Below are 22,685 nucleotides of genomic sequence, written 5' to 3'. Positions count from 1 at the left end.
CATGGCCAGCGAATTACGGACCCGCACCGTTGTCGGCGTCGCTTTGATCGCATTGGCGGTTGGCGCTTTGCTTTCGGGTGGATTTCTCTTTTGGATGCTGTTGGCCGTCGCTGGCGTGCTGATGCAGGGCGAATGGGCGGAGCTGAACGGCGCGAGCGTCGAACATCGCAAATTGTCGATGTTCGCCGTGTCGGTTCCCCTGGCGATATTCTGTCCGCTGGCGGCGGGCGTCGATGGGTTCGCCATTGGCCTGATGATCGCCGCTTTCCTCTTCGTGATGGCCGCAACGCGCGGCTATAAAATTGCCTTTGGCATTTTCTATGTCTGTGTGCCGGTGATGGCCTTGCTGTTCCTGCGCGGGCAGGAGCCTAATCTTTACGGCCTTTTGCTTGCCTTCTGGGCGCTGGCGCTGGTCTGGGCGACCGACATCGGCGCTTATTTCGCGGGCCGCTCGATCGGCGGTCCCAAACTCGCGCCGCGCATCAGCCCGTCCAAGACATGGGCGGGCCTTGCTGGCGGCGTTCTTGCCGCGTTGATCACCGGCTTCCTGCTGCATCATTTTGCTGGCCTGCCGATCCAGTTGGCGGCGGCGAGCGGCTTGCTGGCGGTGGCGGCGCAATTGGGCGACCTGTTCGAAAGCGCGATGAAGCGGCGCGCGGGGGTCAAGGATAGCGGCATGCTGCTGCCCGGCCATGGCGGGGTGATGGACCGGCTGGACGGCGTGGTGGCCGCCGCGCCGCTCGCCGCGCTGCTGTATCTGATGGTGGGACAGGCGTAATGCGGACGGTTTCGATCTTTGGCGCGACCGGGTCGGTGGGCATGTCCACGCTGGACCTCATCCAGCGCGAGCCGGATGCCTATCAGGTCGTCGCGCTGACCGCGAACAGCGACGTGACAGGACTGGCGGAAGCCGCAAAGGCAACCGGCGCGCAGATCGCCGTGATCGGCGACCCGGCGCGCTATGGCGCGCTCAAGGCCGCACTGGCCGGTTCGGGTGTCGAGGCGGCTGCAGGCGAAGAGGCGCTGGTCGATGTCGCCGGGTCCGGGGCTGACTGGACCATGGCGTCGATCGTCGGCTGCGCCGGGCTGCGGCCCACCATGGCGGCGCTCAAGGCGGGTGGCACGGTGGCGCTCGCCAACAAGGAATCGCTGGTATCGGCGGGCGGGCTGATGATGGAGGCAGCGCGCGCGTCCGGCGCGACGCTGCTGCCAGTGGACAGCGAGCATAATGCGATATTCCAGTGCCTTGCGGGCGGCACTCTGGAGGATGTCGCAAGGATCATCCTGACTGCAAGCGGCGGCCCATTCCGCACCCGCAGCCGCGCCGAGATGGCGGACATCACGCCCCAGCAGGCGGTAGCGCACCCCAACTGGTCGATGGGCGCAAAGATCAGCGTCGATAGTGCGACGATGATGAACAAGGGGCTGGAATTTATCGAGGCGGCCTATCTCTTCCCGGTCGGGCTCGATCGGATCGAGATATTGGTGCATCCCCAATCGGTCATCCATTCGATGGTCGAATATCGCGATCGATCGACCTTGGCGCAATTGGGTTCGCCCGACATGCGGATTCCAATTGCGCACGCTTTGGCCTGGCCGCGGCGGATCGCTACGCCCTGCCAACCGCTCGATCTGGCGCGGATCGGTCGGCTCGATTTCGAAGCGCCCGACCCGGAACGCTTCCCCGCGCTGCGCCTGGCGCGGCAGGCGGCCGAGGCGGGCGGTGCCGTTCCGGCCATCCTGAACGCCGCCAACGAAGTTGCGGTGGCCGCTTTTCTTTCCGGGCGCGTCCGCTTCCTTGATATCGCCATGATTGTGGAGGAAGTGTTGAACCGCTATAGCGCGCCTGCGCCTCATGCTATTGCGGATGTGCTGGCGGCGGATGCTGCGGCGCGCGTCATGGCGGGCCAAGTGATGGAAAGATTGACGGCTTGTTAGAAAATCCCGGTTTCCTGCTGACCGTTCTCGCTTTCGTCGCGGTCATAGGGCCGCTCGTTTTCGTGCATGAGTTCGGCCACTATATCGTCGGCCGCTGGTGCGGGGTGAAGGCGGAGGCTTTTTCCATCGGCTTTGGCCCTGAACTATTGGCCTGGGTGGACAAGCGCGGCACGCGCTGGCGGCTCGCAGCGCTGCCGCTGGGCGGCTATGTCCGTTTCAAGGGCGACATGAACGCGGCGAGCCAAACCGATCCGGCCTGGCTCGAAATGTCCGCGCAGGATCGCGCGGAAAGCTTTCCTGCCAAGCCTGTATGGCAGCGCGCGGCCATTGTCGCGGCGGGGCCGGCGGTCAATTTCCTGTTCGCGATCCTCCTTCTCGGCGGCTTGGCCTATTGGAAGGGGTATCCGGTCAGCCCACCCGTCGTCCAGCAGGTTGCCGCCGCGTCTGCCGCGGAAAAAGCGGGCTTGCGTCCGGGCGATCGCATCGTGTCGATCATGGGGCGCCAGATTGACAGTTTTACCGATATCTCTCCGATTGTGTCGCTGCGTCCGGGCGAAGCGCTGCCTTATGTCATCGAACGGGACGGCCAGCGCACGGCCATGACGATCGCCGCGGGCGAGCGGATCGAAAAGGACAGGTTCGGCAATATTTATCGCTTGGGCCAGTTGGGCGTGATGTCCGACAAGGTCGAATTCCGTCAGGTTGCGCTGTGGGAAATCCCGGTAATCGGCACGGTGCGTACGGGCCAGATATTCGTGTCCGCCATGGACGGTCTTGGCCAGATCATCACGGGTCGCCGGTCAGTCAAGGAACTGGGCGGGCCGCTCAAGATCGCGGACGTGTCCGGTCAGGCCGCGATGATGGGCCTCGTGGGCTTCCTGACCTTCATGGCGCTCATCTCGATTAACTTGGGGTTCATCAACTTGTTGCCAATCCCGATGCTGGATGGCGGGCATCTGCTTTTTTACGGCATTGAGGCGGTGCAGCGGCGGCCGGTCAGTCCGCAGGTGCAGGAATGGGCCTACAGATCGGGTCTGGCGCTGCTGATGATGGTGATGGTGCTGGTGACTTTCAACGATTTGTCGTCTTTCGGGCTTTGGAAAAGCCTGTCCGGCTTGATCGGTTGACGCGCATCGGGCAGGGAAGCCCGGTTTGGCGACGTCTGTTGCGGCGGAAACAATATTTTTCGAGTTTTTGAGGTGATGCGGGTGACAGCGATGAACAGCAGCAAGAGGCAGCGCCCGGCCGTGGTCGCCCTGTTGGCAACGACGATGATCGCTGGTCTTTCAGCGATGCCAGCCATGGCGCAGGATGCCGCGGCACCCGTGCCCGTGGTTGCGCCCGCGTCGCTGCCCGCAGCGCAGGGCACGATCAGCAGCATCACCGTCACGGGCACGCAGCGGCTCGAATCCGGCACCGTCCTCTCCTACACCAAGCTGCGCGTGGGCCAGCCCTACAGTCAGGAAAGCCTCGATCAGGGCTTGCGCGACCTGTACGAAACCGAACTGTTCGCCGACGTCCAGATTCGTAACGACAATGGTGCCTTGACCGTCGAGGTGAAGGAAAATCCGGTCATCAACCGCATCGTGCTGGAAGGCAATAAGCGGTTGAAGGACGATAAGATCCGGCCGGAAATCAAGCTCGCCCCGCGCCAGATTTATACCCGCTCCAAGGTCCGCGCCGACGTCGCCCGGATCGTCGAACTCTATCGCCGCCAGGGGCGTTTTGCCGCCACGATCGAACCCAAGCTGGTGCAGCTTGACCAGAATCGTGTCGATATCGTCTATGAGATAAGTGAAGGGCCAAAGTCCAAGGTCCGCCAGATCAACATCATCGGCAACGAAAAGTTCAAGGACGGCGAACTGCGCAGCCAGATGGTGACCAAGCAGTCGCGCTGGTTCCGCCTCTTTTCGTCCGGCACCAGCTATGATCCCGATCGTCTGGCCTATGACCAGCAGAAACTGCGCCAATATTATCTGACCGAAGGCTATGCGGATTTCCGCGTGATTTCGGCTGTCGCGGAGCTGACGCCCGACAAGCAGGACTTCATCATCACCTATGTGGTGGAAGAAGGGGATCGCTACAAATTTGGCGATGTGAAGGTCGAATCGGACATTCGCGACCTGTCGGGAGATGGCCTGACCAAGCGGCTGCCGATGAAGAAGGGTGATTGGTATAACGCCAAGCAGGTCGAAGATACGGTCGATACGCTGAGCGAGACGGCCGGCCTGTTCGGCTATGCTTTTGCCGATGTGTCGCCCGACTTCAATCGCGACAAGGACACGCTGACGATGGGGATCGACTTCCGCATCGCCAACGCGCCGCGCGTCTATGTCGAGCGGGTCGACATCAACGGCAATACGCTGACGCAGGATAAGGTCGTGCGCCGCGAATTTCGTCTGGCCGAAGGCGATGCGTTCAACAGCTTCCTGGTCAAGCGCTCAAAGGACCGCATCAATTCCCTGGGCTATTTCCAGGAAAAGCTGGACGTCGAGCAGAAGCCAGGGTCCGCGCCCGACCGCATCGTCCTCGAAACCAACGTGCAGGAAAAGTCGACTGGCGAATTGTCGCTGTCGGCCGGTTTCTCGTCGCTGGAACGCTTCATCGTGTCGGCGTCGATCACGCAGCGCAACTTCCGTGGCAAGGGCCAGGAACTGCGCACCTCGGTCAACTATTCGGCCTATTCCAAGTCGATCGAACTGGGTTTCACTGAACCCTATTTCATGGACAAGAATATCGCGCTGGGCGGCGACATCTACCGGCGCGACCTTAACAGCTTCCGCTATCTGACCAACCAGACGCGCGACACCACCTATCAAAATACGTCGACGGGTTTCCAGCTCCGGGCCGGTGTGCCGATCACGGAATATATGTCGCTGGCCCTGCGCTATCAGTTGAATTTCGATGATACGACGCTGGATGAAGGCACCTATTATTCGGACACCAATGGCGATGGCACGATCGAGTGCGATCCCTTGCTCGCGGGACGCTATCTGTGCGATGCCATCGGCAAGCGGACGACATCGTCGCTTGGCTATTCTTTGATCTATGACACGCGCGACAACCGTATCCGCCCGACGCGCGGCCACAATGTCGTGCTGAGCCAGGACTTTGCGGGACTGGGCGGCAACGTCAAATATATCAAGACGCGCATCAACGGCTCCAAATTCTTCCCGCTGGGCAGTGGCTTCATCTTCTCGGTTTCGGGCGAAGGCGGCTATATCCACAGCCTGGAAGGCGAACGGCGCGATGCGACCGGCAATCTGGTCGAAAAGGTCCGGCTGGTCGATCGCTTCTTCCTGGGCGAACCGCAGTTCCGCGGTTTCGACATTCGCGGCGTTGGCCCTCGCGTCATCCGTCGCTTCTATAATGCGTCGGTGACAGACGGGACGGTGACCGGGGTGGAAACCACGGGCCGCAACAACCGCACGGATGACGCGCTTGGCGGCAAGATCTATTATCTGACCCGTGCTGAAATCGAAATTCCGTTGGGCTCCGGTGCGCGCGAAATGGGCCTGCGTCCGTCGATCTTCATGGATGCCGGTGCCGTGGCGGGTCTTAAGGCACCAGGATTGATCAACGGAAACGGCCAATTCGCAGGCAACTGCTTTGCCACCAATCTTCCTACCGTCCGTGCGAGCGGTACGGCGGCTGCGCCGGTCTGTCCCGCCAATTATGTCGGTGCCGATGGCTTCCAGGTATCTGGTGGCTTTGTTGAGGAATTTCTTGGCGACACGCTCAAGCCCCGTCTGTCGGTGGGCTTTGGCGTCAACTGGAACTCGCCCTTCGGCCCGTTCCGTATCGACATTGCCAGGGCGTTGCTCAAGGAACCAGGGGACGACGACAAACTCATTACCTTCAACGTAGGGACTCAATTCTGATGAAGACCATGTTCAAAGCCGCCGCGCTTGCTCTTGCGCCTATGACCGCCATCGCGCTGACCGCCATGCCGGCCGTTGCCCAGACCAAGTCGGGCATTGCCGTCGTCGATCTGGAAGAAGCCGTTGCCAAGAGCACGGCCTACACCACCGCGATCAGCCAGATGCAGACGACCTACAAGCCGCAGATCGACGCGCTCAACACGCGCCGCACCGCTATCGAGGCGGATCTCAAGACCAAGGGTGACGCGCTCCAGGCCGCACTGACGGCGGCGGGCAACAAGCCGACCCCGGCGATTGAAACCCAGTATCAGCAATATCAGCAGACGCAGCAGACCGCGCAGGCCGAACTGCAGCGCATGGGGCAGCCGATCGCCATCGCGCGCGCCTATGTTGAAGAACAGCTTGTTGCCAAGCTGGACGATGCGCTGAAGGCAGCAACGGCCAAGACCAAGTCGGAAATCGTGTTCAAGAAGGCCGCGACCGAAAGCTTCGGCGCGGGCGCGGACATCACCCCGGCGGTGGTTACCGAACTCAACGCGCTGGTCCCCAGCGTGTCGATCACCCCGCCGGCCGGTTGGCAGCCCGGTGGTCGCCAGGCTGCACCAGCCTCCGCCCCTGCTGCGGCTCCGGCGCAGGCTCCCAAGTCGCGCTGATAGCAATGACGGGAGAGGTTGAAACGACCGCGCTTGGCCCGATGGATGTCCGTCGGGTCATGGCTGCACTGCCGCATCGCTATCCGATGCTGCTGATTGACCGCGTGGTGTCGCTGGTGCCCAACCAGTCGATCCACGCTATCAAGGCGGTATCGGTGAACGAACCCTTTTTCCAAGGGCATTTTCCGACCCGGCCGATCATGCCCGGCGTGCTGATCGTCGAAGCGATGGCGCAGGCAGCAGGCGTGCTGGCCGTGGAGTCGATGCAGTTGGCCGATACCGGCAAGCTCGTCTATTTCATGAGCATTGATGGCGCGAAGTTCCGTTCGCCGGTGGAGCCGGGCTGCCTGCTCGACTTGCATGTCGAAGTGACGCAGAATCGCGGCGCGATCTGCAAGTTCAGCGGCAAGGCGATGATCGGTGACAAACTTGCGGCAGAAGCGCAGTTCGTCGCCATGATCTCCGATCCGCCCAAGGACTGACAATGTCTTCAATCCTCCCCTGTAAGGGGAGGGGGACCGGCGAAGCCGGTGGAGGGGTGTCACCCTCGCGATAGGGCAACACCCCTCCGTCAGGGCTACGCCCTGCCACCTCCCCTGCTAGGGAGGGGACAAGCTTATCCCTTGCCAAGGCGCGCCGAACCCGCTAACGGCGCGCCTTCGCTATTTACAGCATCCACAGCCGGTCGGAACCGGCACATACGGAGCGTTACGCCATGAAGGCCAATACCCACCCCGACTACCACATGATCACCGTGCAGATGACCGACGGAACGACCTTCCAGACCCGCTCGACCTGGGGCAAGGAAGGCGACACGCTGGCGCTCGACATCGACCCCAAGTCGCATCCGGCCTGGACGGGCGGCAATCGTCAGATGGATACGGGTGGCCAGGTGGCACGCTTCAACAAGCGTTTCGGTGGTCTGACGCTGAAGAAGTAATCGGCCTTCCATGGTTGAACGAAAAGGGCGCCCACTGGGCGCCCTTTTTGGTTTTGGAAGAGAGGTTCCGTTCGTTTCGAGCGAACGGGCATGACTTGCGATAATATATGTAGTCGCGGGCGCGAGGGCGTTACCCCGCCCGATCTGCATTCAGAAACGCTGCCATATCGTCCAGTACGACATCCTTCGACAAAAATGTCTGGCCGATGCCGCGTGCCAGCAGGAAGGGCAGGGTGCCCGCCGCCATCTTCTTGTCATGCAACATATGGCCCACCAATGCCGCGCCATCGGCGGTGACATGCGCGGTGGCAAGGTCGTAGGGCAATCCCACGGACCGCAGATGCGCGGTCACCCGGTCGGCATCCGCCTGTGGGCACAGACCAAGCCGCGCGGAATAGCGAAACGCCAATGCCATGCCCGCCGCGACGCCTTCGCCATGGAGCAATGTGTCGGAAAAGCCCGTGTCGGCCTCCAACGCATGGCCGAATGTGTGGCCAAGGTTGAGCAGCGCGCGGCGACCCGATGTCTCGCGCTCGTCATCGGCGACGATCGCCGCCTTGGCGCGAACGCTCCGTTCGATTGCATAGGTCCGCGCGGCGGGATCACCCGCCAGCAGATCACCGGCATGCGCCTCGCACCAGGCGAAGAAGGCGGGATCGTCGATCAGGCCATATTTGACGACTTCGGCATAACCCGCACGGGTCTCGCGCGGCGGAAGGCTATCGAGCGTCGAAGGATCAATCAGCACCAAAGCGGGCTGGTAGAAGCTGCCGACCAGATTCTTGCCCGCCCGCGTATTGATCGCGGTCTTGCCGCCGACCGATGAATCCACCTGCGCCAGCAAGGTGGTCGGCACCTGGATGAAGTGGCAGCCGCGCTTGAGGATCGAGGCGGCAAAGCCGACCAGATCGCCGATCACACCGCCGCCCAGCGCCACGACATGGTCGCCGCGCTCGATCTCCAGCGCCAGCAGCGCGTCGAGCAATTGCTCCAGATGCTGCCAGCTCTTGGTCTGTTCGCCCGGCGGCAGGATGATCGGTTCGGCCATGATGCCCGCCGTGCGCAGGCTGGCGTCCAGCCGCGGCAGTTGCGCGGCCGCGACATGCGCGTCGGTGACGACCACCAGTCGCCCGTTGCGGGCATAAGGGCTGAGGAACGCGCCCGCGCGATCGAGCGCGCCCTGTTCGATCGGGATATCGTAACTGCGCGCACCCAGCGCGACCTGCACTATTGCCATGCCGTCAATTGCTCCATGATGCGTTCGACCGTCACTTCATGCGGCGCGGCGACGCTTTTGACGTGGATGGGGGCGAGCGCATAGACCGGATTGCGCACCGCTGTCAGTTCAGTCAGCACCGTGCGCGGATCGCGATCCTTGAGCAGCGGCCGTCCCTCGCGCCTTGAAACCCGGTCCACCAGCACGTCGATGTCGGCATCCAGCCAGATCGCCGTCGCCTGTTCCAGGATCAATGCGCGGGTGTCCTCCTGCATGAAAGCACCCCCGCCGGTCGCGATCACCTTGGGCGCGCCATCCATCAGCCTTGCGATCACCCGCCGCTCGCCATCGCGAAAATAGGCTTCGTCATAGCGGGCGAATATCTCGCTCACGCTCATGCCCGCCGCCTTTTCGATTTCCTCGTCGGCATCGACGAACGCCAGCCCCAGCCGGGCCGCCAGCCGCCGCCCGACCGTCGATTTGCCCACGCCCATCATCCCCACCAGGACGATGGGACCGCGCCGGTCGACGGATGGGGGGAATTTGCTGTTTCGCTGCATGCCGAGCGGGGCTATACAGCCCCCCGTCACAGAGGCAAATCGCATCTTTTGCTCGTCGCCCGGCTCAGCCGCAGAAGGACACATGAAGAAAAATCGCAATTTCAGCAGTTTTGAAGGCAGCCGCCGCCGCCGTGGCACCAACTTGCCAATCCTGCCCATCGCCATCGTCCTGCTCTTGGTCCTTCTGCTCGCCTTCTTCTGGTCGCGCGGGGGCGAACAGCCGCAGGCGCAGGTTGAAAAGGCCATCCCCGCCGAGAAGCTGGGCCAGTAAGGCATATGCCGGTCAAGGGGGGCACGTCTAAAAGGAGCAGAGCGAAATGGGCGCTGGGCAGTTTCGCTCTGGCGCTGGCTTTGCCGGTGGTGGCGCAACAGGCACCCGAATCGCTTTTGCCGCCAGGCTTTGGCGACGCGCCTGAAGCGCCCCCGCCTGCGCCGCCCCCGGTGCGCCCCGCACCTGGAACGCCCGCCGCACCATCGCTGCCAAGCTTTACCCCGGTCATACCCCCGGACCCGTCGCTACTGGCCGAAGCGGCCAACGTCGCGGCCGAAGAAGAGATGACGCCCGAAGAACTGGCCGCAGAAAAGGCCAAATATGACCTGCCGGACACTGCTCGGCGCTCACTCGCCCGTATCGGCCCGCTGACGCCGCAGACGCGCGGGCTGGAACCGGATGCGTTCGGCAATCAATCGGGCAAATTTCTCGCTGCATTGATGAAGGAAACGCACGCGCCGATCCTGTCGCGTTGGGCGTCAATCCTGCTGCGGCGAACGCTGTTGTCGGCGACGGATACGCCAGGCGATATCGACGGAGCCGACTGGGTGGCCGAGCGCGCCTGGCTGCTGCTGCGCATGGGCGAGGCGGATAGCGCCCGGACCATGGTGCAAAGCGTTGATCCCGATCGCTATACCCCCCGTTTATATGCCGTCGCGATGCAAGCCTATCTTGGCAGTGCTGACCCCGCTGGGCTGTGCCCCCTGTCAGAAGGGGCGCTGCGGGTCAGCAAGGAACCCGGCTGGGACATGACACGCGCGATGTGCGCCGCTTTGTCCGGGGACCAGGGGACGGCAAGTGGCGCGCTCAATCAGGCGCAGCGCCGCGGCACGGTGCGGGGGATTGATTACCGACTGGCGGAAAAAGTCGTCGGAACGGGCTTTAACGCGCGCCGGTCGGTGAAGATCGAATGGGACACGGTCAGTCAATTGACCGCCTGGCGCTTTGGCCTCGCAACGGCTCTCAATGTCGAAATCCCCGATGCGCTTTATGGCACCGTCGGGCCGCACGTCCGCGCCTGGGAAGCACGCGCGCCGGCCCTGAGCGCGGTGCGGCGGCGACCCGGCGTGGAAATCGCGTCACGCCTTGGCGTATTGTCCAGCGCGGCACTCGTCGGCTTTTATGGCCAGATGGCGACCGATGGCGACGTGCCTGCCGATATGGCTGACCGGATTGAAGCATTACGGTCCGCCCATGCCGGCGCGACTGTGGGCAATCGCATTGGTGCCATGCAGCGGCTGTGGCGTGACAATGATGCGCCCGACTATGTCGGCCTGATCACGACAGCACGGGCGGCCGCAGCGCTGCCGGTGGCGCAGGCCGATGCGCGCGATGCGGCCAATCTGGTCGCGTCGATGTTGACGGCAGGCTATGATCGTAATGCCGCGCGATGGGCGCGGGCGCTGGGCCAAATGAACGGCGACGGCGCGGCCCAATTCTGGGGACTGCTCGCGGTTGGTGCGCCTAGCCCCGTGGTGGATATAAACAACGGCCGCATATCGACCTATATTGGCGAGGCGGGACAAGAAAAGGGCCGGATGCTGATCGCGGCGCTCGCGGGCCTCGCGCGCCTGTCAGCCGACGATGCCACGTCGCTGGCGCAGGACAATGGCGTGACGCTGGCCGCCAATAGCCGTTGGGCGCGCGCGATCGGCGCAGCGGCGCAGCGCGGCGAGAAGGCGACCGTGGCCCTGCTCGCGGCCGTCGGTATGCAGGGGCGTGATTGGCGTCGCCTGCCACCAGCGCATCTCTATCATGTCGTCGCCGCGCTTCATCGTGTCGGGCTGGACCCCGAAGCGCGGATGATCGCTGCGGAGGCGATCAGCCGGACCTGACGATGGCGGACGATGACGCCCTGATCGACCGCTTTCTGGAAATGATGGCGGCGGAACGTGGTGCGTCGCGCAACACGCTACTGGCCTATCGCGCGGACCTGAACGGGGCGGCAACCATCGTCGGCGGGCTGGTGGCGGCCAGCAAGGAGCGGCTGGGCGATCTCGCCGGGGCATGGGCGGCACTCGCCGCCTCGTCGGTCGCACGCAAATCCTCGGCCCTGCGCGCCTTCTACGCTTTCCTCGAAGAGGAAGGGCTGCGCACCGACAATCCCGCCGCCGCGCTTCCCCGTCCAGTAACGCAGCGATCCCTGCCCAAGATATTGTCTACCGCCGAAGTCGATTCGCTCTTCGCCCTGATCGACGAGCGGTTGGCGGTGGCGCATCCTGCGCCGCATGACCGGCGGCTGTCAGCCCTGATCGAACTGCTCTACGGGTCGGGCCTGCGCGCGACCGAACTGGTGTCGTTGCCGCGCCGCGCGCTGGCGTCGGATCGGCCCTTCCTGATCCTCAAGGGCAAGGGCGGGCGGGAGCGGCTGGTGCCCATTTCCGATCGCGCGCGCGCTGCCGTCGCGACTTGGCTTACCCATGTGCCGCTCGATAGCCCCTGGCTCTTTCCCTCCGGCAAATCCTATCTCAGCCGAATCCGCCTCTATCAACTGGTCAAGGCATTGGCGGCCGCTGCGGGCATCGCGCCTGAACGGGTCAGCCCCCATGTGCTGCGCCATGCCTTTGCTACCCATTTGCTGGAGGGCGGGGCGGATTTGCGCGCGCTCCAGTCGATGCTGGGCCATGCCGACATCGGCACGACGCAAATCTACACCCATGTCGACAGCCGTCGCTTGATCGAATTGGTCAACAGCCGCCATCCGCTGGCGACGATGGCGCAACGCTGCGTTGACGAGGACGCGCCGTCGCCCTAACGCCAGCGCCATGGTCAGCTTTCTGGAATTTGAAAAGCCCATCGCCGAACTGGAGGCGCGCATCGTCGAATTGCGCGCCACGGCGAGCGCGGGCGACATCGACATTGGCGGCGAAATCGCGACGCTGGAGCAGCGCGCGGCCAAGATGCTGGGCGACACCTACGCCCGGCTGACGCCGTGGCAGAAGACGCAGGTCGCCCGCCACGCCGAACGGCCGCATTTCAAGGATTATGTCGCCGGGCTATTCGACAATTTCATGCCGCTGGCGGGGGACCGCGCTTTCTCTGACGATCAGGCGATCGTCGGCGGTTTCGCCACACTGGGCGATCGGCGTCTGATGGTCATCGGTCATGAAAAGGGCGATGATACCGCCAGCCGCGTCCGGCATAATTTTGGCATGGCCAAGCCCGAAGGCTATCGCAAGGCGATCCGCCTGATGGAACTGGCCGACCGCTTTGGCCTGCCCGTCGTCACGCTGGTTGATACGTCCGGCGCCTTTCCGGGCGTACAGGCCGAAGAGCGTGGTCAGGCCGAGGCGATTGCCCGCTCGACCGAAGCCTGCCTCAAATTGGGCGTGCCGATGGTCGCGGCCGTGGTCGGCGAAGGCGGATCGGGTGGCGCGATCGCGCTGGCAGCCGCGAATCGGGTGCTGATGTTCGAACATGCGGTCTATTCGGTGATTTCGCCCGAAGGCTGCGCCTCGATCCTGTGGCGCACCGCCGCTAAGGCCAGCGAAGCGGCCACCGCAATGCAGGTCACGGCCCAGCATCTCAAGGCGCTGGGTGTCATCGACCGGATCGTGCCGGAACCGATGGGCGGCGCGCATCGCGACCCGGTGCAGGCGATCGCCAATCTGGGAACGGCGATCGAGGCGGAACTGGATTCGTTATCGACCATGGATGCCGACGCGCTGCGCACCGACCGGGCTGATAAATTTCTTGCTATAGGCGCTTGAACCCACGTCTTTTTTGGAACAGCGCGCTCCTCTTTCTCGTTACGTGTCAGTAATGGGAATGGGATGGGATAAAGTGATGAACCGGAAGATGATGTTGGCCTGCTCGGCAACGGCCTTGGTCGTGGCCGCAAGTGCCCCTGCCGTGATTGGACAGCAGCGGGCGATCCGCACTGTCAGCTCGATTAGTGCGCAGGATAAGGCAACCGGCGCGAAGCAGCATCCGGAACTGCTCAAGGAATTTGGCGGCACTTATAGCGGCCCGCAGGCCAAATATGTGGAGAGTGTCGGACGGCGGATCGCGGTGCAGTCTGGGCTATCCAACGCGCAGAGCGATTTCACCGTCACCTTGTTGAATTCGCCAGTCAATAATGCCTTCGCGATTCCGGGGGGCTATGTCTATGTCACGCGCCAGTTGATGGCGCTGATGAATGACGAGGCGGAACTGGCGGGCGTGCTGGGACATGAAGTCGGCCATGTCGCCGCCCAGCATGGCCAGCGGCGGCAGAAGACGGCGCAGCGCAATGCAATCGGCGGTGCCCTGTTGGGGGCCTTGGCCGGCGCATTTCTGGGTGATTCGGGTGTCGGCAGTCTGATCCAGAAGGGCATCGGCACCGGCAGCCAGTTGCTGACGCTCAAATTCTCGCGCAGCCAGGAATATGAGGCGGATGATCTGGGCATCCGCTATCTCGCATCGGGCGGCTATGACCCCCGTGCCCTGTCCGATATGCTGGCCTCCCTTGCTGCGCAGAGCAGCCTCGACGCACGGCTGGCAGGCAGCGCCCGGTCAATGCCCGAATGGGCCAGCACCCATCCCGACCCCGCCTCGCGCGTCAATCGCGCGGCACGGGGGGCCGCAGGAAGCGGATCATCTGCTACCGTGCGCAACCGCGATGCCTTTCTCAGTGCGCTTGACGGTGTTCTGTACGGGGATGATCCCAAGCAAGGCGTAATCGAAGGTGCCCGCTTCCGCCATCCCGATCTGCGTTTGAGTTTCACCGCACCCAATGGATTCGGGATGGAGAATGGCACGGATGCGGTGTCGATCACGGGGTCTGGTGGACAGGCCCAATTTGGTGCTGCGCCCTATTCCGGCGATCTGGCACGCTATGTTGACAGCGTTTTTGCTCAGTTGGGCGGCGGGCAGGGCGGCGTTCCAGCAGGAACCGTCAGCCGTACAACCGTCAATGGCCTTCCCGCGGCCTGGCGCACCGTGCGGGCCACCAGTCAGTCGACACAAGTCGATGCTACGGTTTTCGCCTATGATTTTGGGGACGGCAAAGCCTATCATTTCCTGCTGCTGACGCCCGCCGGTCAGGGGGTGGGACCGTTCAACGCGATGGTCCAGTCCATGCAACGGCTATCCGCTCAGGAGTCGGCCGCAATCAAGCCGCGTCGGGTTGATATTGTGACTGTCAAATCCGGCGACACCGTCCAGTCGCTGAGCCAGCGGATGGCCTATCCCGATTATAAGCTGGAACGGTTTCTGACGATCAATGCGTTGACAGCAAATGCGTCGTTGCGCGCCGGGCAAAAGGTGAAGATCGTAATTTGACTGCGCGCAGAGCAAAGAAAAGGGGCGGTGGACTTTCGCCCGCCGCCCCTTTTTTCAACGTTTCCAGCTATTAGAGTTCGTTGGAAACGTTGTTGAAGGTGTTGGTCAGATTGCTGCCGAGCGAGGTCATGGCAGTGATCGCGGCGACGGCGATAAGAGCGGCGATCAGGCCATACTCGATCGCGGTGGCACCCTTTTCGTTCTTCAACATCTTACGGATGAACTGCATTTTAGGTCTCCTGGTTTGAAACAATGTCTAACTACCCGGCCGCCCCGCCTTGGAAGTTCGTGGTCAGCAAGATTTTCTCTAGAGAATATGGGTTGATGAATGTTTAATGTTGGAAAAAACTGTCAAAGGGGGATGGTTAAATCGACGTTACTTCAGTGGATACATTGTTCCACATATTGGTCGTCTTGTTGGCGACATTGGTAAGAGCCGTAATCATGGCCAGAACGATGAGCGCAATAATGAGCCCATATTCGACTGCCGTGGCCCCGCGCTCGCAGTGTAGCACGCTCAGGCATTTGATCATTTTACTCAGCCCGCGCATATGGCCCCCACTTCGCTACAGACAGTCCCGGACAGACATGTAAAGGCAGCACGGTTAACAAAGCCCTTTTGCTGGACCGATTTGACTATGATTTCCCCTTTATTCGTTGTGGCTGTTGCGCTGATCGACGCCGACGGCCGCGTTTTGCTGCAGCAACGACCGCCGGGGAAGGCGATGGCGGATCTATGGGAATTTCCGGGTGGGAAGGTCGAGGCAGGCGAAACCCCCGAATCAGCCTTGATCCGCGAATTGGAAGAGGAACTGGGTATCCATACCCATGCCAGTTGCCTGGCGCCTGCGACCTTCGCCAGCGAACCGCTGGGCGACCGGCATTTGCTGCTGCTGCTCTATGTCTGTCGTAAATGGGAAGGGGTGCCGCACCCCCACCATGCCACGGCGCTCAAATGGGTGCGCCCCGCGCAAATGTATGCGCTTTCCATGCCGCCAGCGGACCTGCCGCTCATCGGGATATTGGAGGCGTTGCTGTAAAGCGATGGGCACCGATTGTTCGGTGCCCGCCACGATCAGTCTTCCTTGGCTTTGCTCTGCAACTGGATATAATTTTGGATGCCCATACGTTCTATCATTTCGAACTGGGTTTCTAGCGTATCGACATGCTCTTCCTCGCTTTCGAGGATATATTGGAACAGGTCGCGGCTGACATAGTCACGGATCGTCTCGCAATAGGCGATGGCATCGCGCAGGACGGGCAGCGCCTCATATTCCAGTTCCAGATCCGACTTGAGGATCTCTTCGACCGTCTCGCCGATCTTGAGGCGGCCGAGCAGCTGGAAATTGGGCAGGCCGTCGAGGAAGAGGATACGCTCCGCCACCTTGTCGGCATGCTTCATCTCGTCGATCGATTCGGCATATTCGAATTTGGCGAGCTTTTCGATGCCCCAATGATTGAGCATCCGATAATGGAGAAAATACTGATTGATCGCGGTCAGCTCATTTTTGAGCACCTCGTTCAGATAATCAATGACTTTCGGGTCGCCTTTCATGGCGTTTACTCCGGCTGTTGGGGAATGCCGGAGCTATAGGCTGTGAGCAGGCCGCTGTTAAGTCTTAAAACCCAATAAAATCAAGGTTTTTTGGGACGCTATTGCGTCAAGGTCGCGATTGTTTCGTGCGTATGATTTGCAATGCTATCAGGCTGAAGCCCGCTCTGCTGCAATGATGGTGCGGGCGAACGGTACGCACTGACCGCATTTGGGCCGACGGCCAAAGCGCGCATAGGCACTGCACGGCGTATCCGCGCCTTCGCGCACGGCTTCCTTCAGATCTTTCTCACGAATGGCATTACAGATACAGACGACCATCGAAGCACTCTCCTGATGCCCGGATGATAGCGTAGCTGATAATAGGTCGCAATAGTAAAGCGACAGCTTTTGCGACGCGATCGCATATCTGGCGATATCGCTAGTTTCGACCGATCCGTGCAAGGATGCGCCAAAGCCGTTCGAGCGGTCCTTGGCCAAAATGCGCCGCCCACCAAGGCGACCACAAAAGCATGACAAACCAACCCGCCAGCACAAAGGGCAGCAGCATCAGCGGCGCCATATGCGCAAAGAGGCCCAGGCCCCAGCCGTAGAAAATGGCGGTCATTATCACGCTGGTGGCGAGATAATTACTGAGTGTCAGGCGGCCGACCGCGGCGATTCGGGTAACAACAGCCTCGCTGCCATGGCGGGCAAGCAGCCATAAAATCAGCGCAGCCCAACCGACGGTTAACGGAATGCGGAATGGCAGGGACCAGGCCAACGCGGTGCCATAGGTGGGAAGGGCCGCAAACCCACTCCACCAGACCCAGAATGCCAGACCAGCCATGGGGGGCAGACCGATCAAGAAACAATGGCGTGCGGTGCTGCGATATTGCGCCATGTCCCACTGTCCTGTGAGAAAACCGCCCTTGAGCATCGCCATGCCCAGCAGCATGAAGCCCAGCGTCTCAAAGCCTGTGAACAGGAAGCCCCAGAGCCAGTCGACGGGGATGGCAGCGATTTTATGGTGGAAGATGGCACCATAGCTGCTGCGATAGGTAGCGATTTCGCTCTGGATTGCCGGGCTGGCCGGGTCTGACAAGGCGGCTATGAAGCGGGCATAATCGGCGCGGGTGGCGACGCTGGCGTCAGGCAATGCCGCAGCATGGCCCCAGAAATAAAGCGCCGCGATGAAGGCGGCGACCAGCAGAAATTGAAGCAGGAAGCACAGGAAGGCGCGCTTGACGAGGCTGGGCGGGTCGAGCCGGACGAACAACAGCGCGAAGAGGCTGACGAGTGCATAGACACGCAGGATATCGCCCCACCACAGCAGCAGGAAATGCGCGGTTCCGATGATGAACAGCCAGCCGGCCCGCCTCATCTGCGCCCGCTTGCCGTCGCGTCCTGCCACCTCCTCGCGCTCGATCAGCAGGAGCATGGACGCGCCGAACAGCAGGGCAAAAAGGCCGCGCATTTTGCCGTCGACCAGGATCAGGCTGACGGCCCAAAAGCCGGTATCGCCTGCGGAGAGCGGCCCGGCTGCCGCCGGATTGAAATAGGCGGTCTGGGGGAGGGCGAAGGCCGTGATGTTCATCCACAAAATGCCCATCACCGCGCAACCGCGCAGCACGTCCAGGGCAGGGATGCGGGGAGCGGCGGTCATGGGCGGCGATTTCCTCTTGGGGTGACTGGTCAAGCGGGGCTGGCTCTGCCATTCGCCTAGCCATGATTGATGCCCGCAAGCAACGGATAAGCGATGCATTCGGCGCAGCCGCGGCCTGTTATGAGGATCATGCCGGACCGCAACGGTTGGCGGCCAGGCTGATCGCGGACCTGGCGCAGCGGCAAGCGCCCCATGGCGTGGAGCGCATTTTGGAGATTGGCTGTGGCACGGGCCTGCTGACCCGCGACGTGCAGGCGCGCTGGCCGGGTGCGGAAATGGTGGTCACCGACCTATCCCCCGCCATGCTGGCCAAGGCGGCGTCTGGCGGGCTGGTGGCGGGCCGGTTCCTGACGATGGACGGCGAAGCGCCGATCTTCGACGGGCCATGGTTCGACCTCATCCTGTCCAGCCTGACCTTCCAATGGTTCGACGAACTGCCACGCGCCATCGCGCGTCTGGTGGACATACTTCGGCCGGGAGGAAGCCTGATCTTCTCGACCATGGGGCGAGGCAGTTTTGCCCAATGGCGGGCAGCGCATGCCCAATGCGCGGTGGAGAGCGGTGTGCCGCATTATCCCTCCTTGGCGGACCTGCGGGCCATGCTGGCCGGGTTTAACGATGCCTTCGCTTTTGATGAAATGGTGGAACTTGACGGTGTCGGGGCAAGGGCTTTGCTGGCGCATCTCAAGGGCATCGGCGCTGTCGTACCTGCCGAGAATCGAGCGCCGCTGGATGCGGGCAAGTTGCGGCGCGTGATGGCCGCCTATGATGCGCGCGGAGGTCGCGACAGCTATGAATTGTTACTGGGCCGGGTGACGCGCTCCAAAGTCGAACCGCGGAACGGCGGATTTTACCTATAACTCGGTTGAAGTTTGCATCCCTTGATCCGCTGTCGCCGCGCGCCTAGACCCGGCTCATGACCCATGCCCCTTATCCGGCGCTGCGCCTGCGCCGCACCCGTGCTTCGGCCTGGAGCCGGGCGATGTTTGCTGAAAACCGCCTGTCGCCCAGCGATTTCATCTGGCCGCTGTTCGTGACGGAGGGGCAGCAGGTCGAGGAACCGATTGCTGCATTGCCCGGCGTATCGCGCTGGTCTGTGGACGGCATCGTCGACCGCGCCCGCGACGCGCGCGATGCGGGCATTCCCTGCCTTGCGCTGTTCCCCAACACCCAGCCCGACCGGCGCAGCGACGATGGGGCCGAAGCGCTCAATCCCGATAATCTGATGTGCCGCGCCATCCGCGCGATCAAGGATGCGGTGCCCGACATTGGCATCCTGACCGACGTGGCGCTCGATCCCTATACCGCCCATGGCCAGGACGGGCTGCTCGACGGCACCGGCTATGTCGTCAACGACGCCACCGTCGATGTGCTGATCGGCCAGTCGCTCAACCAGGCGGCGGCGGGTGCGGACATCATCGCGCCCAGCGACATGATGGATGGCCGGGTCGGCGCGATCCGCGCGGCGCTGGAAGAAAGCGGCCACGCCAATGTCCAGATCATGGCCTATGCCGCCAAATATGCGAGCGCCTTTTATGGCCCGTTCCGCGACGCGGTGGGGTCGCGGGGGCTGCTCAAGGGCGACAAGAAAAATTATCAGATGGACCCGGCCAACAGCGAGGAAGCCTTGCGCGAAGTCGCGCTCGACCTCGCCGAAGGCGCGGACAGTGTGATGGTCAAGCCCGGTCTGCCCTATCTCGATATCGTTCGGCGGGTCAAAGAGCGCTTCGAAGTGCCAGTGTTCGCTTACCAGGTGTCGGGCGAATATGCGATGATCGAACATGCTGCTGCGGCCGGTGCGGGGGACCGCGACGCCCTGGTCCTCGAAACGCTGCTGGCGTTCAAGCGGGCGGGCTGTTCGGGCGTGCTGACCTATCATGCGCTGCACGCGGCGCGGCTGCTGGGAGCATAAGATGAGCCACTATCCTGATGTCACGATCATACCGTTCAACGGTAAGGCACCGCTGATCCACCCCAGCGCCTTCATCGCGCCGGGATGCCGCATCATCGGTGATGTCGAGATCGGCGAGGACGCCAGTATCTGGTATAATTGCGTCATTCGCGCCGACGTGAACCGGATACGCATCGGCGCGCGCAGCAATGTGCAGGACGGCACGGTGATCCATTGCGACAGCCCTGGCGATGGCATCAGCCGCCCGACCGAAGGCTGGCCGACGATCATTGGCGAAGACGTGCTGATCGGCCATATGGCAATGGTCCATGGCTGCACCTTGCAGGATCGCTCCTTCGTCGGGCTAGGCGCGATCGTCATGGATGGCTGCGTGGTCGAAAGCGACGGGATGCTGGCGGCGGGTGCCTTGCTGTCGCCGGGCAAGACTCTGCCCCATCGCCAGCTATGGGCGGGGCGTCCGGCCAAATATATGCGCGACCTGTCGGATGATGCGCTGGTCCAGTTGCGCGGCGGGGCGGAGCGCTATGTCCATTATGCCAAGGCGCATAAGGGCGCTGTGAAGGAAGCCCTGGACTAAAAGCCGATCAGGGCTGCGCGAGGCGGCCCTTCATCGCGTCGATCCGGTCATTCTGGCTGTCGACCATCGCCAGTGTTGCAGCGCGGGCGGTGTCGATTTCGGCCAGGCCACCCCGTTCCCGGCCATCGGCAATAGCGTTACTGCGCTGGACATAGAGGGTGTCGAGGCTTGCGAGCGCTGACACGCTGTCATTCCGCGCCGCCTCAAGCGCGCTGATCGCGACTTGCGCTGCGACCCATGCGTCGCTCGATACGGCCGCACCCGATGCCGTTTTTGCCGCCCGATCGGCCCGGACAAAGGCGTCGTTAAATGCGCTGCGTCCCTTGTCCGCCTGCGCCACATAGCGGGCGATTTCCGCCGTCAGCGGCGCATCGGCCGCGATCGGGGCAGGGGGCGGTGCGATCTCCGCCATCGGCGCGCCCTCCACCGCCCGCTTGGCAAGCGAGGGATAGCCCTGCTGCGATCCGGCACAGCCGGACAGCAACAGGGCAAGCGTGGCAAGAAAGCGGCGCGGGTTCATGGCACCCATCTAGGCAGGCGGGCGGACTGGCGCAATGGCGTCAGCGGGAAAGCGCTGCCGCTTCCTGCGCCAAGGCTTCGATCTTCGCTGCATCGACCGGGCCTTTGGGCACGACCCAACTCCCGCCGACGCATTTGACGAAGGGTTGGGCGAGCCATTCGGGCGCGGATTTGGCTGTGATGCCGCCGGTTGGGCAGAAACGTGCCATATGCAACGGCGCGGCCAAGGCCTTGAGCGCGGGCAGGCCGCCGGAGGTTTCGGCGGGGAAGAATTTGAAATGGGTAAGCCCCATGTCCAGCCCGCGCATGATGTCGCCCGCCGTCGCCGTGCCGGGCAGGAACGGGATCTTCGCCGCGATTGCCGCCTTGCCCAAAGGCTTGGTGAGGCCGGGGCTTACGATGAAGCGCGCGCCCGCTTCCATCGCGGCATCAAGGTCGGTCGGGTTCAGCACCGTGCCAGCGCCGACGATGGCCCCTTCGACCTTGCTCATCTCGCGGATGACATCCAGCGCGGCCGGGGTGCGCAGCGTCACTTCCAGCGCAGGCAACCCGCCCGCGACCAGCGCACGCGCAATCGTGAGCGCATCTTCCACCCGGTCGACCACCAGCACCGGGATGACCGGGGCGAGTTCCATCACCTGTTCGACGGTCAGTTTGCTCATTTCTTCATCTCCCTAAAGGCGGCGGCGGCCCCGAACAGGCCGATTTCATCATGGACGGCCAGGCGGATCGGCACGCTCGCCATCAGGCTTTCGAACCGGCCCTTGGCCTTGAAACGGGTATGGAAACCACTGTGCGGCAGGAAGTCGCGCATCCGCTGCGTCAACCCACCCGCCAGCACGACGGCATGGGGTCCGTGCGCCAGCGCCAGATCGCCCGCGACCGACCCATAGCATAGGCAAAATCGTTCAAGCGCGGCGCGGGCGAAAGGATCGGTCCCGTCGAGCGCACTCTGCCACAATTCGGGGTCTTCCATCAGCATGACGCGGTCATGGCCGATCGTTGCCATCGCCTTGTAGATATAATTGAGGCCGGGCCCCGACACGATCCGCTCGGTCGATACGCGCAGGAATTTGTCGCGCAGATAGGAGAGAATCTTCTCCTCCATATGATCGAGCGGCGCGAAGTCGAGATGCCCGCCTTCGGTCGCGATGACATGGGGATGCCCCTCATCATAGGCGATCATTGCAACGCCAAGGCCCGTGCCGGGGCCAAGGATCGTCACCCCGCCATCGCGCGGAAACGGACGATCCTCGCCGAACAGCAGCGGGAGGTTTTCGTCGGGCAAGCGGGACACTGCATGAGCCACCGCCTCGAAATCATTGACCAGCCGCACATGGCTCACGCCCAGATCTTCGGCCAGCGTGTCGGCGCGGATCACCCAATTGCTGTTGGTCAGCTTGATGACATCGCGCCCGATCGCGGTGGCAAAAGCGATGGCGGCGGCGTCCGGCAGCGGCGTGGGATCGGCCGCCGTCTCGTCATCGACGAAAGCCTGCCAGCAGGATTGCAGGCTCGGATAGTCGGCAACCTTATATTTGCGCACCGTGCCGAGCGTGGGCACGCCGCGGTCGTCCAGCGATGCGCGGGCAAAGCGCGCATTGGTGCCACCAATGTCGGCAGCGATGATGTCGGTCATGGTCAGGCACCTCGATTATGTTCTAGTCGTCGTCCCCGCGAAGGCCGGTGTCCACATCCGGCCATGGCCTTGGCCGCAACGCTGGGAGATGGGTTCCCGCCTTCGCGGGAATGACGCAGA

General features: G+C 62.7%; 26 protein-coding genes. 16 read left to right on the top strand and 10 right to left on the bottom strand.

Annotated features, from left to right (window positions below; all coding sequences use genetic code 11):
- The first annotated feature begins 1 nt into the window (after nucleotide 1).
- The 7 genes from J2W40_RS01780 (at nucleotide 2) to rpmE (ending at nucleotide 7,412) form a co-directional block, all read left to right on the top strand.
- Nucleotides 2–778: a phosphatidate cytidylyltransferase gene (locus J2W40_RS01780; protein WP_310221565.1), complete on the top strand. Its 777-nt coding sequence runs from the start codon at nucleotides 2–4 to the stop codon at nucleotides 776–778.
- Nucleotides 778–1,938, top strand: a complete 1,161-nt coding sequence (locus J2W40_RS01775) for a 1-deoxy-D-xylulose-5-phosphate reductoisomerase (protein WP_310221563.1) — start codon at nucleotides 778–780, stop codon at nucleotides 1,936–1,938. Before J2W40_RS01780 ends, J2W40_RS01775 begins: the two co-directional genes overlap by 1 nt.
- Entirely contained in the window at nucleotides 1,932–3,065 is a 1,134-nt protein-coding gene (rseP, locus tag J2W40_RS01770) for an RIP metalloprotease RseP (RefSeq protein ID WP_310221561.1), read from the top strand. Before J2W40_RS01775 ends, rseP begins: the two co-directional genes overlap by 7 nt.
- 90 nt (nucleotides 3,066–3,155) lie before the next feature.
- Nucleotides 3,156–5,819 (top strand): outer membrane protein assembly factor BamA, encoded by a 2,664-nt coding sequence (gene bamA / locus J2W40_RS01765; protein ID WP_310221558.1) that lies wholly within the window; start codon nucleotides 3,156–3,158, stop codon nucleotides 5,817–5,819.
- Complete coding sequence (locus J2W40_RS01760) at nucleotides 5,819–6,472, top strand: OmpH/Skp family outer membrane protein (protein WP_310221556.1); 654 nt, start codon at nucleotides 5,819–5,821, stop codon at nucleotides 6,470–6,472. The genes bamA and J2W40_RS01760 overlap by 1 nt, the downstream gene beginning before the upstream one ends.
- 41 nt (nucleotides 6,473–6,513) lie before the next feature.
- Complete coding sequence (fabZ, locus tag J2W40_RS01755; protein WP_409050330.1) at nucleotides 6,514–6,954, top strand: 3-hydroxyacyl-ACP dehydratase FabZ; 441 nt, start codon at nucleotides 6,514–6,516, stop codon at nucleotides 6,952–6,954.
- Nucleotides 6,955–7,187: 233 nt separating this feature from the next.
- Nucleotides 7,188–7,412 carry a 50S ribosomal protein L31 gene (gene rpmE, locus J2W40_RS01750; protein ID WP_037476683.1) on the top strand — a complete coding sequence of 75 codons (225 nt, stop codon included), beginning with the start codon at nucleotides 7,188–7,190 and terminating at the stop codon, nucleotides 7,410–7,412.
- A 130-nt stretch (nucleotides 7,413–7,542) separates the two neighbouring features.
- Here the strand turns inward: rpmE and aroB are convergent, their stop codons facing one another.
- Both aroB and J2W40_RS01740 read right to left on the bottom strand, forming a co-directional pair.
- Nucleotides 7,543–8,649, bottom strand: a complete 1,107-nt coding sequence (aroB, locus tag J2W40_RS01745; RefSeq protein WP_310221550.1) for a 3-dehydroquinate synthase — start codon at nucleotides 8,647–8,649, stop codon at nucleotides 7,543–7,545.
- On the bottom strand, nucleotides 8,640–9,188 hold the full coding sequence (locus J2W40_RS01740; RefSeq protein WP_096061903.1) for a shikimate kinase: 549 nt from the start codon (nucleotides 9,186–9,188) through the stop codon (nucleotides 8,640–8,642). The genes aroB and J2W40_RS01740 overlap by 10 nt, the downstream gene beginning before the upstream one ends.
- A gap of 82 nt (nucleotides 9,189–9,270) precedes the next feature.
- Between J2W40_RS01740 and J2W40_RS01735 the strand changes: the two genes are divergently transcribed.
- The 5 genes from J2W40_RS01735 to J2W40_RS01715 all read left to right on the top strand — a co-directional run bounded on the left by J2W40_RS01735 (nucleotide 9,271) and on the right by J2W40_RS01715 (nucleotide 14,721).
- Nucleotides 9,271–9,459 (top strand): hypothetical protein, encoded by a 189-nt coding sequence (locus tag J2W40_RS01735; RefSeq protein WP_310221546.1) that lies wholly within the window; start codon nucleotides 9,271–9,273, stop codon nucleotides 9,457–9,459.
- A 5-nt stretch (nucleotides 9,460–9,464) separates the two neighbouring features.
- Nucleotides 9,465–11,294 (top strand): hypothetical protein, encoded by a 1,830-nt coding sequence (locus tag J2W40_RS01730; RefSeq protein ID WP_310221544.1) that lies wholly within the window; start codon nucleotides 9,465–9,467, stop codon nucleotides 11,292–11,294.
- 2 nt (nucleotides 11,295–11,296) lie between these two features.
- Nucleotides 11,297–12,214: a tyrosine recombinase gene (locus tag J2W40_RS01725; protein ID WP_310221542.1), complete on the top strand. Its 918-nt coding sequence runs from the start codon at nucleotides 11,297–11,299 to the stop codon at nucleotides 12,212–12,214.
- 10 nt (nucleotides 12,215–12,224) lie between these two features.
- Nucleotides 12,225–13,169, top strand: a complete 945-nt coding sequence (locus J2W40_RS01720; RefSeq protein WP_310221540.1) for an acetyl-CoA carboxylase carboxyltransferase subunit alpha — start codon at nucleotides 12,225–12,227, stop codon at nucleotides 13,167–13,169.
- Between the two features lie 76 nt (nucleotides 13,170–13,245).
- Nucleotides 13,246–14,721 carry a M48 family metalloprotease gene (locus J2W40_RS01715; protein ID WP_310221538.1) on the top strand — a complete coding sequence of 492 codons (1,476 nt, stop codon included), beginning with the start codon at nucleotides 13,246–13,248 and terminating at the stop codon, nucleotides 14,719–14,721.
- A 70-nt stretch (nucleotides 14,722–14,791) separates the two neighbouring features.
- Here the strand turns inward: J2W40_RS01715 and J2W40_RS01710 are convergent, their stop codons facing one another.
- Together J2W40_RS01710 and J2W40_RS01705 are read right to left on the bottom strand one after the other, a co-directional pair.
- Nucleotides 14,792–14,950: a Flp family type IVb pilin gene (locus J2W40_RS01710; RefSeq protein ID WP_310221536.1), complete on the bottom strand. Its 159-nt coding sequence runs from the start codon at nucleotides 14,948–14,950 to the stop codon at nucleotides 14,792–14,794.
- Between the two features lie 136 nt (nucleotides 14,951–15,086).
- Entirely contained in the window at nucleotides 15,087–15,272 is a 186-nt protein-coding gene (locus J2W40_RS01705) for a Flp family type IVb pilin (protein ID WP_310221534.1), read from the bottom strand.
- Nucleotides 15,273–15,359: 87 nt separating this feature from the next.
- Here J2W40_RS01705 and J2W40_RS01700 point away from each other — a divergent pair, with 87 nt between their 5' ends.
- Nucleotides 15,360–15,761 carry a (deoxy)nucleoside triphosphate pyrophosphohydrolase gene (locus J2W40_RS01700; protein ID WP_310221532.1) on the top strand — a complete coding sequence of 134 codons (402 nt, stop codon included), beginning with the start codon at nucleotides 15,360–15,362 and terminating at the stop codon, nucleotides 15,759–15,761.
- Nucleotides 15,762–15,796: 35 nt separating this feature from the next.
- Here J2W40_RS01700 and bfr read toward each other — a convergent pair whose 3' ends face one another.
- The 3 genes from bfr to J2W40_RS01685 form a co-directional block, all read right to left on the bottom strand.
- On the bottom strand, nucleotides 15,797–16,276 hold the full coding sequence (bfr, locus tag J2W40_RS01695) for a bacterioferritin (protein WP_310221530.1): 480 nt from the start codon (nucleotides 16,274–16,276) through the stop codon (nucleotides 15,797–15,799).
- Between the two features lie 147 nt (nucleotides 16,277–16,423).
- Nucleotides 16,424–16,594 carry a (2Fe-2S)-binding protein gene (locus tag J2W40_RS01690; RefSeq protein WP_310221528.1) on the bottom strand — a complete coding sequence of 57 codons (171 nt, stop codon included), beginning with the start codon at nucleotides 16,592–16,594 and terminating at the stop codon, nucleotides 16,424–16,426.
- 100 nt (nucleotides 16,595–16,694) lie between these two features.
- Nucleotides 16,695–17,918: a DUF418 domain-containing protein gene (locus tag J2W40_RS01685; protein ID WP_310221526.1), complete on the bottom strand. Its 1,224-nt coding sequence runs from the start codon at nucleotides 17,916–17,918 to the stop codon at nucleotides 16,695–16,697.
- A 62-nt stretch (nucleotides 17,919–17,980) separates the two neighbouring features.
- On the opposite strand from J2W40_RS01685, the gene J2W40_RS01680 reads away from it, so the two are divergent.
- From J2W40_RS01680 to J2W40_RS01670, 3 genes are read left to right on the top strand one after another with little or no spacing between them, the layout of a single operon-like run.
- Nucleotides 17,981–18,778, top strand: a complete 798-nt coding sequence (locus J2W40_RS01680; protein WP_310221524.1) for a methyltransferase domain-containing protein — start codon at nucleotides 17,981–17,983, stop codon at nucleotides 18,776–18,778.
- A gap of 56 nt (nucleotides 18,779–18,834) precedes the next feature.
- Nucleotides 18,835–19,830 (top strand): porphobilinogen synthase, encoded by a 996-nt coding sequence (gene hemB, locus J2W40_RS01675; protein WP_310221522.1) that lies wholly within the window; start codon nucleotides 18,835–18,837, stop codon nucleotides 19,828–19,830.
- Between the two features lies 1 nt (nucleotide 19,831).
- The gene (locus J2W40_RS01670; RefSeq protein WP_310221520.1) at nucleotides 19,832–20,407 is read left to right on the top strand and encodes a gamma carbonic anhydrase family protein; all 576 of its coding nucleotides are present in this window, start codon (nucleotides 19,832–19,834) and stop codon (nucleotides 20,405–20,407) included.
- Between the two features lie 7 nt (nucleotides 20,408–20,414).
- Here J2W40_RS01670 and J2W40_RS01665 read toward each other — a convergent pair whose 3' ends face one another.
- The 3 genes from J2W40_RS01665 to glk are packed head-to-tail and all read right to left on the bottom strand — an operon-like array spanning nucleotide 20,415 to nucleotide 22,565.
- Entirely contained in the window at nucleotides 20,415–20,927 is a 513-nt protein-coding gene (locus tag J2W40_RS01665) for a hypothetical protein (RefSeq protein WP_310221518.1), read from the bottom strand.
- A 40-nt stretch (nucleotides 20,928–20,967) separates the two neighbouring features.
- The gene (gene eda, locus J2W40_RS01660) at nucleotides 20,968–21,588 is read right to left on the bottom strand and encodes a bifunctional 4-hydroxy-2-oxoglutarate aldolase/2-dehydro-3-deoxy-phosphogluconate aldolase (protein WP_310221516.1); all 621 of its coding nucleotides are present in this window, start codon (nucleotides 21,586–21,588) and stop codon (nucleotides 20,968–20,970) included.
- A complete protein-coding gene (glk, locus tag J2W40_RS01655; protein WP_310221514.1) occupies nucleotides 21,585–22,565 on the bottom strand; it encodes a glucokinase in 981 nt (326 codons plus the stop codon). The genes eda and glk overlap by 4 nt, the downstream gene beginning before the upstream one ends.
- Between the last annotated feature and the right edge of the window lie 120 nt (nucleotides 22,566–22,685).

Origin of the sequence: Sphingobium xenophagum, assembly GCF_031457465.1 — a bacterium.
Lineage (GTDB): Bacteria > Pseudomonadota > Alphaproteobacteria > Sphingomonadales > Sphingomonadaceae > Sphingobium > Sphingobium xenophagum_A.
This window is presented reverse-complemented; position numbering and strand designations above follow the sequence as displayed.

Coding starts and splice junctions, on each gene's coding strand:
- bfr (WP_310221530.1), bottom strand. CDS start 16,276: ATGAAAGGCGACCCGAAAGTCATTGATTATCTGAACGAGGTGCTCAAA.
- J2W40_RS01760 (WP_310221556.1), top strand. CDS start 5,819: ATGAAGACCATGTTCAAAGCCGCCGCGCTTGCTCTTGCGCCTATGACC.
- J2W40_RS01740 (WP_096061903.1), bottom strand. CDS start 9,188: ATGCAGCGAAACAGCAAATTCCCCCCATCCGTCGACCGGCGCGGTCCC.
- J2W40_RS01735 (WP_310221546.1), top strand. CDS start 9,271: ATGAAGAAAAATCGCAATTTCAGCAGTTTTGAAGGCAGCCGCCGCCGC.
- J2W40_RS01715 (WP_310221538.1), top strand. CDS start 13,246: ATGAACCGGAAGATGATGTTGGCCTGCTCGGCAACGGCCTTGGTCGTG.
- J2W40_RS01690 (WP_310221528.1), bottom strand. CDS start 16,594: ATGGTCGTCTGTATCTGTAATGCCATTCGTGAGAAAGATCTGAAGGAA.
- aroB (WP_310221550.1), bottom strand. CDS start 8,649: ATGGCAATAGTGCAGGTCGCGCTGGGTGCGCGCAGTTACGATATCCCG.
- rpmE (WP_037476683.1), top strand. CDS start 7,188: ATGAAGGCCAATACCCACCCCGACTACCACATGATCACCGTGCAGATG.
- J2W40_RS01685 (WP_310221526.1), bottom strand. CDS start 17,918: ATGACCGCCGCTCCCCGCATCCCTGCCCTGGACGTGCTGCGCGGTTGC.
- eda (WP_310221516.1), bottom strand. CDS start 21,588: ATGAGCAAACTGACCGTCGAACAGGTGATGGAACTCGCCCCGGTCATC.
- J2W40_RS01705 (WP_310221534.1), bottom strand. CDS start 15,272: ATGCGCGGGCTGAGTAAAATGATCAAATGCCTGAGCGTGCTACACTGC.
- J2W40_RS01710 (WP_310221536.1), bottom strand. CDS start 14,950: ATGCAGTTCATCCGTAAGATGTTGAAGAACGAAAAGGGTGCCACCGCG.
- J2W40_RS01775 (WP_310221563.1), top strand. CDS start 778: ATGCGGACGGTTTCGATCTTTGGCGCGACCGGGTCGGTGGGCATGTCC.
- J2W40_RS01700 (WP_310221532.1), top strand. CDS start 15,360: ATGATTTCCCCTTTATTCGTTGTGGCTGTTGCGCTGATCGACGCCGAC.
- hemB (WP_310221522.1), top strand. CDS start 18,835: ATGACCCATGCCCCTTATCCGGCGCTGCGCCTGCGCCGCACCCGTGCT.
- bamA (WP_310221558.1), top strand. CDS start 3,156: ATGAACAGCAGCAAGAGGCAGCGCCCGGCCGTGGTCGCCCTGTTGGCA.
- J2W40_RS01725 (WP_310221542.1), top strand. CDS start 11,297: ATGGCGGACGATGACGCCCTGATCGACCGCTTTCTGGAAATGATGGCG.
- J2W40_RS01670 (WP_310221520.1), top strand. CDS start 19,832: ATGAGCCACTATCCTGATGTCACGATCATACCGTTCAACGGTAAGGCA.
- J2W40_RS01720 (WP_310221540.1), top strand. CDS start 12,225: ATGGTCAGCTTTCTGGAATTTGAAAAGCCCATCGCCGAACTGGAGGCG.
- J2W40_RS01665 (WP_310221518.1), bottom strand. CDS start 20,927: ATGAACCCGCGCCGCTTTCTTGCCACGCTTGCCCTGTTGCTGTCCGGC.
- J2W40_RS01680 (WP_310221524.1), top strand. CDS start 17,981: ATGATTGATGCCCGCAAGCAACGGATAAGCGATGCATTCGGCGCAGCC.
- glk (WP_310221514.1), bottom strand. CDS start 22,565: ATGACCGACATCATCGCTGCCGACATTGGTGGCACCAATGCGCGCTTT.
- J2W40_RS01780 (WP_310221565.1), top strand. CDS start 2: ATGGCCAGCGAATTACGGACCCGCACCGTTGTCGGCGTCGCTTTGATC.
- J2W40_RS01730 (WP_310221544.1), top strand. CDS start 9,465: ATGCCGGTCAAGGGGGGCACGTCTAAAAGGAGCAGAGCGAAATGGGCG.
- fabZ (WP_409050330.1), top strand. CDS start 6,514: ATGGATGTCCGTCGGGTCATGGCTGCACTGCCGCATCGCTATCCGATG.